The sequence below is a fragment of the Ursidibacter arcticus genome (assembly GCF_009761375.1).
Taxonomy (GTDB): Bacteria; Pseudomonadota; Gammaproteobacteria; order Enterobacterales; family Pasteurellaceae; genus Ursidibacter; species Ursidibacter arcticus.
The window spans coordinates 16,368-30,785 of the sequence record NZ_LEKM01000116.1 but is presented as its reverse complement, the minus strand read 5'-3'; the positions used below and the strand labels follow the sequence as shown (position 1 = coordinate 30,785).

The 14,418-nt window shown below is 38.9% G+C and carries 10 protein-coding genes; all 10 read right to left on the bottom strand.

Going from position 1 to position 14,418, the window contains the following annotated elements:
• Positions 1 to 40: 40 nt before the first annotated feature.
• The gene (locus tag A1D25_RS04065; protein ID WP_157394413.1) at positions 41 to 778 is read right to left on the bottom strand and encodes an ABC transporter ATP-binding protein; all 738 of its coding nucleotides are present in this window, start codon (positions 776 to 778) and stop codon (positions 41 to 43) included.
• Positions 771 to 1,748 carry a FecCD family ABC transporter permease gene (locus A1D25_RS04060; RefSeq protein ID WP_157394412.1) on the bottom strand — a complete coding sequence of 326 codons (978 nt, stop codon included), beginning with the start codon at positions 1,746 to 1,748 and terminating at the stop codon, positions 771 to 773. The genes A1D25_RS04065 and A1D25_RS04060 overlap by 8 nt, the downstream gene beginning before the upstream one ends.
• Positions 1,741 to 2,598 (bottom strand): BRO family protein, encoded by an 858-nt coding sequence (locus A1D25_RS04055; protein WP_157394411.1) that lies wholly within the window; start codon positions 2,596 to 2,598, stop codon positions 1,741 to 1,743. The genes A1D25_RS04060 and A1D25_RS04055 overlap by 8 nt, the downstream gene beginning before the upstream one ends.
• Positions 2,599 to 2,710: 112 nt before the next feature.
• The gene (locus A1D25_RS04050; RefSeq protein ID WP_157394410.1) at positions 2,711 to 3,505 is read right to left on the bottom strand and encodes a TroA family protein; all 795 of its coding nucleotides are present in this window, start codon (positions 3,503 to 3,505) and stop codon (positions 2,711 to 2,713) included.
• 37 nt (positions 3,506 to 3,542) lie between these two features.
• Positions 3,543 to 5,486, bottom strand: coding sequence for a TonB-dependent receptor plug domain-containing protein (locus tag A1D25_RS04045; protein WP_157394409.1), 1,944 nt, complete (start codon positions 5,484 to 5,486; stop codon positions 3,543 to 3,545).
• Between the two features lie 251 nt (positions 5,487 to 5,737).
• Positions 5,738 to 7,171: a glycogen synthase GlgA gene (gene glgA / locus A1D25_RS04040; RefSeq protein ID WP_157394408.1), complete on the bottom strand. Its 1,434-nt coding sequence runs from the start codon at positions 7,169 to 7,171 to the stop codon at positions 5,738 to 5,740.
• A 129-nt stretch (positions 7,172 to 7,300) separates the two neighbouring features.
• The gene (gene glgC / locus A1D25_RS04035) at positions 7,301 to 8,596 is read right to left on the bottom strand and encodes a glucose-1-phosphate adenylyltransferase (RefSeq protein ID WP_157394407.1); all 1,296 of its coding nucleotides are present in this window, start codon (positions 8,594 to 8,596) and stop codon (positions 7,301 to 7,303) included.
• Positions 8,597 to 8,621: 25 nt separating this feature from the next.
• Positions 8,622 to 10,604: a glycogen debranching protein GlgX gene (gene glgX / locus A1D25_RS04030; RefSeq protein WP_157394406.1), complete on the bottom strand. Its 1,983-nt coding sequence runs from the start codon at positions 10,602 to 10,604 to the stop codon at positions 8,622 to 8,624.
• Between the two features lie 4 nt (positions 10,605 to 10,608).
• A complete protein-coding gene (gene glgB / locus A1D25_RS04025; RefSeq protein WP_157394503.1) occupies positions 10,609 to 12,873 on the bottom strand; it encodes a 1,4-alpha-glucan branching protein GlgB in 2,265 nt (754 codons plus the stop codon).
• Between the two features lie 300 nt (positions 12,874 to 13,173).
• Positions 13,174 to 14,352: an FTR1 family iron permease gene (locus A1D25_RS04020; RefSeq protein WP_240327103.1), complete on the bottom strand. Its 1,179-nt coding sequence runs from the start codon at positions 14,350 to 14,352 to the stop codon at positions 13,174 to 13,176.
• Positions 14,353 to 14,418 lie beyond the last annotated feature (66 nt).

The following is a 14,418-nucleotide window of genomic DNA, read 5'->3' as shown; positions in this document are numbered from 1 at the left end:
TAGCATTATTATGGGGAATTCACGTTTCATTTGGGCGTGTTTATTCCTGTATTTTATTCAAACTAATAATTTCTTTTCTTTTCTCATCAATTTCCGCTTTGATATTGAATGCCCTAGCAATATTTTCACGAGTTAATACCGCTTGGGTTTCGCCTTGAGCAATAATGTTACCCTCGTTGAGTAATATGATCTCATCACAAAAACGATAAGCCAGCGAGAGATGATGAATGACAACCACGCAAGTGTGCTGTGGCGTGAGAGCTTTAAGCTGTTCCATTATATCCAGTTGGTAGTAGGGATCGAGTGCGGCGATAGGCTCATCTGCAAGTAGTAAAGGGCTGTTTTTAATGCAACAACGGGCTAATTGTACACGCGTTTTCTCTCCACCTGAAAGCTGTTGGAATGGCTTATCAAGTAAGTGAGAAAGGGAAAATCGTGCCGAAATTGACCGCACTTTTTGCTGTTCTTCCGCTGTTTTTAAGGGATAAGGCAAACCAAGTGCAATTACATCATATACACAAAGATCCCAGTGAATAGCAGTGCTTTGGGCGAGATAGGCGATGTGTCGGCTTTTTTCTTGGGCAGTCATTGCGGATAATTTGCAATTATTCAGCCAAATCTCACCGCTTGTAAGCGGTAAGATCCCAGCGATACTTTTCAACAGCGTGGATTTACCCGCACCATTTGCCCCCATTATGCCAATCAGTTTGCCTTGTGGTATTTGGCAATTCACATTATGTAACGCATAGGGCAATGTGAGATTTTCAACATTAATCATATATTCTCCGCTGTTGAGTGAGCAAAATCCAAATTAGCACTGGTGCACCAATAATTGCTGTGAGTGTACCAATGTAAATATGGGAAAAGAACGGGATATATTGAATGCAGAGATCGGCAATCACAAGTAATAATGCCCCAATTAAAGCACTGGTTACATAGAGTTGCGAAGGGCGTTTTTTCAATAAAATGCGTGCAAAGTGAGGGGCAATTAAGCCGATAAAGCCGATAGTACCCGTTTGGGGAATGGTTGCTCCCACTAATAAAGCAACACCGAATGTTGTAATGAAAAAGCTCCGTTTAGGATTTATGCCCATCGTACTTGCGGTTTCTTCTCCAAAGGTGAGTAAATCAACATAACGGCGTTGTTGGTAAAGGCAGGAAATTCCGAATAAGATAAAAGGTAAAGAAATAAGCAACGTATCGAATTTTGCCCACACTAACGAACCTTGTAGCCAGCGATAGAGTTCAGCTAATGCCCAAGGGCTTTGAGCATTAGAGAGCAGTAATGCAATCGCAGAACCTAATAACATATTGATGGCTAAACCGCTTAAAATCATCATTGTGGTACCGTGATTTTTAGCAATCAGATAAACCAACAGAAAGCTGAATAATGCTCCAGCAATACCGCCTAGCAGTAATAGGCTAAAGGGGGCGGAGAAGTAATAGAGAATAAATACGCTGGCAGTTGTCGCACCATTTGCACTTCCGAGTAAGCCAGGGCTGGCAAGTGGATTTTGAAAAATTCCCTGCATTGCATTACCCGCAAGAGCAAGACTTGCCCCTGTCAAAATCGCTAAACTTAGGCGTGGTAAGCGAATATCCGTTAAAACAAGGGAACGCATATCAGTAATAACGCCTTCCGCATTGAATAATGCAGAAAAATCCGCAAGTTGATAATAACTTGCTGACAATATAATAGCGATTAAAAGTAAAAATAGTGTGGCGTTTAATTTGTTTGTGTTACTCATTTTTCTCTGTTTTGATTTCTTTAGAAATATCTTCAATCAATTTCGCAAAAGAAATGGCGTTTTTAGGTGTAATAATCGGTTTTCCGGTTTTGTTTTCTATCGCTTTTCTTGTATCACCTGCAATACTTCCACCATCTTGGGCTACTTTCTTATTTTCTTCTAGCCCTTGTGGGTGAGTAATGTTGGTTAATTCCGTTGTAGTTGCTTCAGCAAGCATATTGAGAACAAGCTCAAGCGTGGACATATTGTCTCGTAAATTTTCCTTTTTTAATCCTTTAAAATCTTTATATTCTCGGGTTGTCATTCCGCTCCAAGCTTTAGATATTTCATTGGTTAAAATGGCATACTCTCTACCTTCTTTTACTCCGTGTTCTTGCCACGCATCAGTGAGTTCTTTTCGAACTTGAATAGATTGTAAACGTTGGTTAATCCACTCCTTTGTATAACCCTTTTTTAAATAAGTAGCTAATGCACGATCAATCGTCAATTCAGGATCAATAATTTCATCAATGCGATCTTTACCTACTTCTGCTAACCATATTTTAAATGGCTCTGCTTTAGGGCTAGGAATTGATTGAATTATGCGAAATATACCTTGCATATTGGCGACATCGGTTTCTCGCATTTTTCCATCAGGTGCTTTTAATTTCAACTGTCGACAAATTGTCGACAGTTCACTTTTTTCTTCATCACTCATTCGCTTTTTAACACGATACCAGTAATCACGAGGTTTATCGCTGTTAGTTAAGACAGCAACAATATCAATCACGCTGAAATACCATTCTTCTTCAGCATTATCCCAAATAGAACGAATTTGATTACCGTCAAATAGCTTTATGACATTACCCATTTTTTGCACCCATTAAACACTGTATAAAATATCAGTATCATAATGAGATTTAGTCAAAGTGCAATAGGGAATAGCAATAAAATCACGATTTTTCGATCAGCCTCTCATTTTTCTACTTACCCTGCCACTGCTGATAAACTTTTTCCGCCCCTTGCCAAATACCGTGATCGAAACAGTAGGTATATTTTAATGGAATGCTGACAAGCGGTCGGTTATGGAAGATTTTTTGCAATATAGGGTGGTTGAGTAGCTCGGCTTGCTCATTATAACCCTGTTTATCGGTGAGCGAGATCAACACATTTGGCTGACTTAGTAATATTTTTTCCAGTGAAAAATTTTGTGGTGTTAATTGTAGCTTGATAGGAGTTAAACCGAGTAGCGTTAATAGCGTCTGATAATGCGGTTGGGCGCTATCTATTACCCCTGTATCTGATAACACTAATGTATCGCTAAGCGGTTGGTTTAGCGAAAAATTTTGCTGTTTAAGCCTCTGCACTAATTGTTCTGCGGTAGATTGATTTTCCGTTAATTGCCCGAGTTGTAATATCAACTCAAACAGCTGTTCGGGTGTTTGTGGAGTGTCATTTAAGGGAATAATCTTTACCCCTAATTTTTTTAAATCGGTGGCAAGTTGCGGATAAAAATGTTCATTGATCAGAATAGTTTTATCCAAATAGGGTAATAATTGTGTAAGCTGCGGTTCAAGTATCGGTTTGTCTTGATTGATTTTATCCAGCATAATTAGCGGATTTCTGGAATAAAGCGACATCGCAGAAATTTGTTCTGGATGAGCTAATTCAATGAGCAGGCGGTCGCTACAAAGGGTAAGCGAAACGAACTGTTCTTGTGCCAAAGCTGTTGTAAACGGTAAGAAAAGTGCGGTGAAAAATGTCAGTGTTTTTTTCATAAAATGTAGGGGCTAATCATATTAGCCCCAGTAATGATTAGAAACTACCTTTTAAACCAACGTAAACGTTACGCCCCATTTGACCGTAGCCGATAATATTTTCATATTTTTTATTGAAAATATTGTTGAGATTTGCATAGATATTTACATTTGGGCTAACTTGATAATTCACACCAAGGTTTGCTAGAGTGTAAGAAGGCAGTTTCACACGAGATGAAGCATAAGTTACTTCATTGAAGTGATTGTCGATACGTTTGCCAACATAAGAAAGGCTTGCATTAGCACCAAGTTGTTCGGTAATTTGATATGCCACGCCTACATTAGCAAGATGTTTCGGACGGCGAACTAATTCAACGCCTTTGCTATCTTTGCCACGAGTGTAGGTGTAGTTGGCAAAAGTATTCAGTGTATCGGTTAGTTTTCCATTATAAGCAATTTCTACCCCTTTAAGTTTACTTAAGCCATCAAGGTTAATCGCTTGTGAAACTGTTACATAGGTTACTGGATCAGATGACAATACTTTGCTACTGATTAAATTATTGACATTACGAGCGAAGTAAGTCACATCAAGGCTATGTTTTTTATCGTTAGATTCGATGAGTAAACCTAAATCACCACCTAAACTTTTTTCAGGTTTGAGTGCAGGATTTGCGACATAAGATCCGTTATAACCGTAGTATTCGGTCATTGTCGGATTCTGGATTGCTGTCCCGAAACTTGCGTGTGTTTTGAAATTAGGTGATAAACGGTATGCACCTGAAATACGCCCTGTGAATGCGTTTTTATATTGTGAATTTTCAATAAAACGTCCACTGATTGTAAGAGCGTGATCATCTTCACTCAATAAACGATATTCTCCAGCAAAACTAGTTTCACTTAATGTTTTCTCGTTACTATATGATGTTGAACGATATTTAGATTTTTGGTATTCAGTTAAAAGACTAAATGCTTGTGTGATTGCACCATCACGGTCGAAGTTAATATCGAGCTGATAGTTTGCATTTGTTTTATTCGCATCATAGGCACTCGCCCAAGAGCTAAATGTGTCACTATCGGTTTTCACATTGCTGACGCTTGCTTTATGCTTGAATAATTCTTGATCGCTACCGATATAGCCACTTAGTTTGAATAAAGTTTCACGAGTGCGGGTGCGATCATCAAAAGTAGTTTCGCCTGCTAAGCTACCGTCATAACGAGCGGTTTGTGTCGCGTGAGAAGCTAAGAATTCAATACCACGATCTTTGCCATCATAACCAAAGCGTAATGACGCATTATCACGATGGAATTTGTCTTTTTCTATGGCTCCACCCGATACGATTTGCGTGCCGTTTTCAGCAGTATAGCGGAATTTGTGTGAGCTATAAGCCGAAATACCACGAGTACGGTGGCTATTGCCATTCAATGCGTAATAAAAACCGTTGTGATAACCTGAAACGGTTGCAGAAGCATCATAAGTGCCTTTTGAACCAGTTCCTAAATCAAAATCGACATTAAATGGTTTATCTTTATAAAGTCCGCTTTGGGTTGTGATATAAACCACACCACCCATTGCATCACTACCCCATAATGCAGATTGCTCACCGCGTAACACTTCAATACGTTCGATATTGCTTAGGCTTAATCCACCAAAATCAAAACCGTAGCCAGTGACTGGGTTCATTTTCACTCCATCAATCACTACTGCTGTATGGTTAGCATCTGCACCGCGTAAATAAAAATTTGTTAATGTGCCACGCCCACCTGATGCACTGATCGCCATACTTGGCACAGTTTTCAACACATCGCTGACATAAGTTGCATTACGCTGTGCAAAATCTTTTTCAGTTAAAACGGTAACTGATGAAGCGGTTTTATCCTGATTGACAGGTGCTGCATAGGCAGAATAAACATTAACAGCAGGTAATTCATTTGAAGTTTGCTGAGCTGATACCAGTGCTGGTAAAGCAAATAACATTGCTAAGGTAATCTGATTTGGTTTCATTTCATTTCCTAATAGGTAAAGTGTAAAAAGATTGCATTATATCAGTAAAGTTAGTGAGATTATTAAGTGTGAGTAAATTATGTATTTTATGTGTAAATAAATGCAGTGATAAGTTTGGATAATAAGGAGCTGTTAGGACTTAGGTGATGGTTTTTGTTGTTCTAGGAATATATACTATAGACGTCACTTGGTTGAGAAAGTGTAAGCTACCCATATGTTTTAACAATAACTTACATTTTCTCTGTATAGAACTAAGCCACTTCTCGATAAAGTGCTTGATATTGTTCGGCTACTTTTGCCCAACCAAAATCTTGTGCGAGAGCATTTTGGCGTACGCTAGACCACAATTTTTGTTTTTTCCATAAATTGATAGCTCGTAGTGTAGCTTCCATAAAGTCATCTGCATCAGGGTGTTTAAAGACAAAACCTGTGGCAGTGCGATTTTCAATGCTTTCTTTATGGCTATCATTGACCGTATCAGCCAATCCACCTGTTTTACGCACAAGCGGTAATGTGCCATATTTTAAGCCATAAAGCTGGGTTAAACCACAAGGCTCAAATCGACTTGGGACTAGAATAACATCTCCGCCTGCAATAATTTGATGAGAAAGTGCTTCATCATAGCCAATTTTTAAGCCAATTTGTTGAGGATAACGAGATTGTGCGTAGCGTAATGCATTTTCTAAATCAGGTGAACCACTACCAAGTACAATAAGCTGTACGGGGTGTTGCATTATTTCATCTATTTTAGCAAGTAAGAAATCCGCCCCTTTTTGTTCCGTTAAGCGTGTAACCATCACAAAGAGTAACGCATCTTTTTCTTCAGGTAAGCCAAAATAGCGTTGTAGTTCAGCTTTATTTTTTGCTTTACCTTGCATATAACTAGCTCGATAGTTTGAAATGATATGGTTGTCTGTTTCAGGGTTCCAAACTGTATCATCAACACCATTTAAAATACCGTATAAACGTCCTTCGGCTTGACGTGTTTGCAATAGTCCGTGCATACCGCCACCTGCAATATGTTCGGTAATTTCTTGAGCATAAGTTGGGCTAACTGTCGTAATTCTATCTGCGTAGAACAAGCCTGCTTTTAAGTAGGACATTTCTCCATAGAATTCTAAGCCGTAGGGAGAGAAAAATTCCCAAGGCAAACCTAATTCAGCGAGATGATAGCCTTGGAAACGTCCTGGGTAAGCAATATTATGGATAGTGAAGATACTTTTTACAGGGCTGTGCCAGCTTTTTAAATAAGCACAAGCTAAACCTGCTTGCCAATCGTGTGCGTGTAAAATATCTGCACGTCCCCACCAGTGATCTAGCCCTTCAGCGAGTTGTGCACCTAGGTAACTTAACAGTGCAAAACGTTTGTAGTTATCGCCGTAGTCTTGATAGTTATCATCATAGTAGGGTAAGCGACGATTGAATAAATGCGGGGCATCAATCACATAGACCCCTAAACCGTTGAAATAGGCAAAACGTAGCGTAACAACACCGGCAAAAGTTCCGATTGTTGCGACTTCTTGGGTTTCACCTATTTTTTCTGCAACTTGGGGATAGAGTGGTAAAATAACACGCACATCATTACCCATTGCTTGTTGTGCATAAGGCAATGCACCGAGTACATCAGCTAGGCCCCCTGTCTTAATAAGCGGATACATTTCTGAGCCAATATGTAAAATTTTCATTTCCTATTACCAAATTAAATGTGCAAAAAAATCAGCGGATCTTACCGCTTCAGATTATTGACAAAGTGTTTTGATTCGGACGCCAAGCGTGGCGTCCGTTCTTATAGATTATATCTAAGTATATGATATTTACGCTGTTTGAGATGCTTTTTCTTTAGCTAATTTATCCAACATTTTTTGGCAAACTAATACAATACCGTTTTTACTGATACGGAAATATTTGGCATCTTGTTCAGGATCAACACCGATCTGCAAGCCGTCAGGAATATCACAATGGCGATCGACAACGGCTCGTTTAATTACACAATTCCGCCCAATTTTTACCTGCGGTAGGATAACGGCTTGTTCAATGATACTATCCTCATTAACGTGTACACGCCCAAATAAAACGGAATTACTGATTTCTGCATCAGTGATAACACAGCCACCTGCAATTAAGGAATTGTCAAGGGTATGTGCACGCGATTTTTTATAGAAGAAACGTGCAGGTGCAGTCTGTTGTGGACGACCGTGAATTGGCCAAGACTCATCATAAAGATCGAGCTGTGGTTTTTCACTGACTAAATCCATATGTGCCGACCAGTAGCTGTCAATAGTCCCCACATCACGCCAGTAAATTGCACCTGTGGTATTACGACCTTCACACGAGCGTTCAAATGGGTGAGCGTAGATTACGCCTTGTTCTACGGCTTTTGGAATGATGTCTTTACCAAAATCGTGAGAAGTATCTGGATTGCTAACTTCTTGTTCGAGCATTTCATACAGATAATCCGCATCAAATACATAAATTCCCATTGATGCTAATGATGAATTAGGTTTGTCAGGCATTGCAGGTGGATCACTTGGTTTTTCAACAAAGGCTTTTACTTTTAATTTTTCATTAACTGCCATTACGCCAAATTCAGTGGCTTGTTCTCTTGGTACTTCAATACAGCCAACAGTACATTTAGCACCAGAATCAACGTGATCTTCTAACATTTTGTTATAGTTCATTTTATAGATATGATCGCCAGCTAAGATCACAACATATTTTGGGCGATAGTGTGATTTCATCATTTCCATATTTTGATAAACCGCATCAGCTGTACCACGATACCACGTTTTATCATCAATTTGCTGACGTGCGGGGAGCATATCAATATATTGGTTACGCTCATAAGGTAAGAATGACCAACCACGTTGTAAATGGCGGAGTAGTGAGTGAGCCGCATACTGGGTAATAACCCCAATTTTCAGTAGATTTGAGTTGATACAGTTAGATAATGCAAAGTCAATAATTCGGCGGCTTCCCCCAAAATAGACGGCAGGTTTTGCACGCATATCTGTAAGTTCGTAAAGGCGAGAACCACGTCCCCCAGCAAGAATTAACACAAGGGTTTGGGCGGCTAAGTTACGTCTGTCTGTTGATGCTTCCTGTTTTAGCATTTTGTTATCTCCAATTAAGTGAATTTTAAATAATCCTTTGAAGTACGCATACTCCTAAGTGGTCGAGAGTAACGGATTGCGTATCAGTCATCAGAGTTGCCTTTTCTATACCTAAAAGGGTTTGCCATTGTCCTTCTGGGAGTAAAAATTGTTGTGTTGTTTGTGTGGCGTTAATCAAAATAAGCCATTGATTTTCAAGTAAGATCATTAACGATCGAATGCTTTCATCGTGCCATTCATTATGTGAAATAGGGGTGTTGTTTTTATTCAGCCATTGAACTGATTCAGTTTTCCACCATTGATTGTGTGAAAGTAATGGAATATGTTTGCGTAGTTGAATAAGCGTCGCCACATAGTCAATTAAGGATTGATCTGCTTTTTGCCAATCAATCCAAGTGATAGGGTTATCTTGGCAATAACTATTATTATTACCTTGTTGAGTATGCCCTAACTCATCTCCAGCAAGTATCATTGGTGTACCAGCAGAGAGTAGGAGTGTAGCTAATAGGGCTCTACGGGCAGCATCTCGTTTAGCTAGAATGTTAGGATCATTTGTTTCACCTTCAATTCCGTAATTGTTACTTAGGTTACGGTGATGTCCATCTCGGTTATTTTCACCATTGGCGTGATTATGTTTTTGGTTGTAGCTGACTAGATCTTGTAATGTAAAGCCATCGTGAGCAGTAATAAAATTGATACTGCTATTAGGTAAGCGGTTATGTCCAAAAATATCATCACTTCCCGCAAATTTACGAGCAAATGAACTTAACTGACCGCTTGTGGTTAAGAAAAATTGACGCATTTCATCACGATAACGATCATTCCATTCTGCAAAAGGTTTTGGGAATGCTCCGAGCTGATAGCCATTTGAACCGATGTCCCAAGGTTCTGCAATCATTTTTATATTCGCTAAGGTTGAATGGCTTGCAATAGCAGTGAAAAATGCAGCCCTATCTGAAAAGTTCGGTGTTCTACCTAACATTGCACCTAAATCGAAACGAAAGCCATCAACTTGGCATTCAGTTACCCAATAGCTTAAACAATCAATCACCCAACGTAAGACACTCATTTCACTATGGATATTTAATGCATTACCACAACCGCTCCAATTTTCATATTCTTGCTGTTCACTAAGCCAATAGTAAGCACTGTTATCAATACCGCGTAATGATAGCATTGGTCCATCTTTACCTGCTTCGGCAGTATGGTTAAAAACAACGTCTAAAATCACTTCAATGTTCGCTTGATGTAAGGTTTTGACGAGTGTTTTAAATTCATTTAGTGGGTTTTGCTTATCAAAAGCTAAGACAGGATCAACAGCAAAATGCCCAATAACGTTATATCCCCAATAATTTGATAAACCGATTTTTTGTAAATGAGGCTCATCAATATGATAAGTAATTGGCAATAATTCCACTGCGGTAATACCCAAGCGTTTTAAGTGTGAAATTGAGCTTGGGTGTGCCATTCCTGCAAATGTTCCTGCTATTTCAGGTGGAATATCAGGGTTAAGTTTACTGAAACCTTTTACTTGTGTTTCGTAAATAATGGTTTCAGCCCAAGGTGTCATTGGTGGGCGAATATTTTGCCAATCAAAATCAGCATCGATCACAACGGATCTTGGTGCAAGATGTGCATTATCTCGTTCATCATTCCACAGAAACCATTTTCCTTTCTCTTCACTACTTAAATCAGGCGTACCAATAATTTTTTTCGCATAAGGATCGAGCAATAGTTTGTTTGGGTTAAATAAATTACCTGTTGCTTCGTTCGTTTCGCCATATACTCGAAAGCCATATTCACAACTAGCCGTTTCATTGGCTACAAAAAGATGCCAAATATCATCACTTTTTACCATTGGTAAGCGAATTTCACTCTGCTCTTTAAATAAGCAGAGTTCAATAGCGGTGGCTTTGCGTGAGAAAATTGCAAAATTAACTCCTTGCTTGCCTTGAAATTTAGTTATTTGGCTACCTAGTGGAAAGGCTCTCCCTGTAAGATATTGCATATCACTATTTACCTTTCGTTTTCTTTGTGTTTCGAGCTACTGTCTTTTTTGTGTTTAGCTTAGTTGTGTTTGAGTGAATACAAGGCTCACAAACAATAAATAGTGTAGAAAGCGGAGGTAGGGTTAAGTTGATCGAATAAGGCTTATTGTGTGAAGGGAGTTCTTCACAAGCGATCTTACCAAAGTTGCCAACATTACTTCCCATATAATAAATCGAGTCAGAGTTTAAGATTTCTTTATATTCGCCGAGTTGATTTACACCAATGCGGTAATTTTCACGAACAACAGGGGTAAAATTGCTGACCACAATAACACTGTTACCTTTTTTCGCTTTTCGTTCAAAGGCAAATACAGAACGTTCAGCATCATCAACAACTAACCACTCAAAGCCATCAGGAGAATAATCCAATTCATAAAGAGCAGGCGTTTTTGTGTAAAGGTGATTGAGGTCTCGTACCCAACTTAGCATACCTTTGTGCCAGCCACCGCCTTCTTCTCCAAGCAAGAACCAATCTAGGCTTTCTTGGAAATTCCATTCACGACCTTGTGCAAATTCGTTGCCCATAAACAGTAATTTTTTACCAGGATAGCCCCACATATAGCCATAATAAGCACGCAAATTCGCAAATTGTTGCCAACAATCCCCAGGCATTTTCCCAAGCATTGAGTACTTGCCGTGAACAACTTCATCGTGCGAAAGCGGAAGCATAAATTTCTCGCTATATTGGTACATCATTCCAAATGTCATCAAATTATGATGATATTTACGATAGATAGGATCGGTACTCATATAACGTAGCGTATCGTTCATCCAACCCATATTCCATTTATAATCAAAGCCTAAACCGTTTTCTTTTAGGCAATGAGTAACGCCTGCAAATGACGTGGATTCTTCGGCGATAGTGATACTGCCAAGGTTTTCAGCTTGTAACATTGTGTTGGTTTTACGCAGAAAATCAATCGCTTCTAGGTTTTCACGTCCACCGTATTTATTCGGAATCCATTCGCCGTCTTTGCGTGAATAGTCCCGATAAATCATTGAGGCAACAGCATCAACCCGTAGAGCATCAATGCCAAAACGTTCAACCCAATAGAGTGCATTTCCCGATAAGTAATTTTGCACTTCGTGGCGACCATAATTAAAAATTAAGGTATTCCAATCTTGGTGATAGCCTTCTTTAGGATCAGAATGCTCATAGAGATGTGTGCCATCAAAATAGGCTAGCCCGTGTTCATCAGTTGGGAAGTGTCCAACAACCCAATCTAAAATAACATTTATCCCTGCTTCGTGTGCTTTACTGATTAAATGGTGTAATCCATCAGGCGAACCAAATCGGCTTGTTGGCGCATAAAGCCCTGTCGGCTGGTAACCCCAAGAACCGTCAAATGGAAATTCTGATATTGGTAATAACTCAATATGGGTAAATCCCATCTCTTTGACATAAGGAATAAGTTCATCGGCAATTTCTTGATAATTTAGCCAATAATTATTTTCTAGATTACGACGCCACGAACCTAAATGAACTTCGTAAATGGAAATGGGTTGGTCAGGCTCATTGGCTTTACGACGTTGCTCATTGGTCTCAATTTTGGCGGGTAAGCCTGTTGCAACAGATGCAGTATCAGGACGAAATTGCGAAAAGAAAGCATAAGGATCTGACTTTAATCTAAGTTTGCCATTATGATCTAAAATTTCAAATTTATAGAGTGTCCCTTTTTTAGCGTTAGGGATAAAAATGTCCCAAATACCGCTATTACTATGATAACGCATCGGGTGGCGGCGACCGTCCCAGAAATTGAAATCGCCTACTACCGATACCCGTTTGGCATTTGGCGCCCAGACACTGAAATGGATACCTCCGACTTCATTTTGTGTAACTAAATGTGCACCTAGTTTTTCATAAGGACGAGTATGTGAGCCTTCAGATAATAGCCAGCTATCAAAATCAGAAAAATGAGATTGGAAACGGTAAGGGTCTTCAATATCAAGGGTAATGTGAGCATATTCAACGAGTAAGCGGTAAGATAAGTCTGTTTTTTTACCACTTAACTCAACAGCAAAAAAATCACGATCATCTATTTTCTGCATTTGAGCGATAGGATTGGCTTGCTCATCAATAATCGTTACAGTTAAGGCTTCGGGTAAATAGGCTCGGATAATAACGCCTTTAGCAACAGCGTGAATACCTAAAAAAGCGAAGGGATCTTTGCATAAGCCTAAAGAGAGTTGCTCAATAAAAAGAGCATCTTTGTCAGATAAGTTAATCATTTTTTTCATTTGCTCTCCTTAGCTTGTAGGCAAAATGTAGAAAAAAAATAGATAAAACTATTATTTGGACTGTATCAAAAACAAGTTTACAAAACAATAGTAAACTTTGAATTAGATCACAAATTGGGAATATAAATATTTAGAATGAAATCAAAGAGTTATTTATGTATATGTTACATACCTTTTAAAATTGTATAGAATATGTAAATTATGAGAGTGGATTATTTACATATTTCAAGAATAATATTCACCAAACTAGTGAATATTATTCTGAAATTTTAGACATATACTACTAATGGTTTAATTCTTAAAGAATTTCGCAACAATCGGTATAAGAGCAAGATAGACAAGCTGTGCAATAACCCCTTGCCAAGAGGCATAAAAACCAATTTCAGGTATGCTACTTAAGTTATCAACAACACTTCTTGGGATAACTTGCGTAAGTTGTAAAGCGTGAATACTTACCCCTAAAATTTTAAATCCTAGCCCGTAGATAAGTAGTGTCATTACTTTAAATAGATGGTGTATAGGCAATTTTTTAGATGAAAATGCCATTATAAACGCGATGAATACCAATAATGCAACGGCTAGCATCAAGCCCAAAATGAGATCTTGTGTGCTAATAAGCGGTAACATTCCTGCATAGAATAAAATTGTTTCTGCTCCTTCTCTGAATACGGATAAGAAACTAAGAGATAGCATAGAAACTAAGCTACCAGTTGCTAGTGCTTGACTAACCTGTTTATTCACAAATTGTTGCCAACCTTGAATAGATGATTTGCGATGTAGCCAAGCCCCAACAAATAACATCATCAGCACTGCAACCACACCAACTACACCTTCTAAAATTTCTCGGTTTGTACCAGCAGAAATCGCAGGGAAGAGTAGATGTAATGCCATTGCTCCTGCAATACTAGCCATTAGCCCTAAACCTGCACCAGCATAAACCCAACGTTTAGCAGTGGGTTGATTAGCGACATTTAAAGTGGTGAGCAATGCCATAATAATGAGTAAGGCTTCTAATCCTTCGCGTAATAAAATGAGCATTGCATCAATCGCCGTATAATGTTTAGCGGTATCAAGCTGTTTCATTTCGCTGATAAGTTGTTGAAAATGCTGTAAATTATCTGGATTGTTGCCTTTTACCATAATAATTGGCAAATCGCTTTCAATTTTAGTATAGAGCGTACTATTACGAGTACGGACATCTCCTTCAAAAATTGCCCATTGTTGAATAAAAAGTGTGATATCCGCTCTGGCTTGTTCAGATTGGTTATTTTCAAAAGCTTGATGGCTCTTTTCTAAGAGTTGAATACCTTCTGCTAATGTTTGTGGAGCATTCGCTAAGTTTGATGCTTGTGGTTGAAGGGTATTACCTTGTTTAAAGTCATTTAAAGCTTGCCCTAATGCCATCGCCTGTTTTTGCATTTCTGCAAAGTTTGTCGGCTCAGAAAGCATTGCAATGCGTAGTAATGTCATTGCTGTTTCTATTTGCCCGTAGTGTCCTAAACTAGTTTCCCGAACGACTTTTTCATTTGCCGTCCA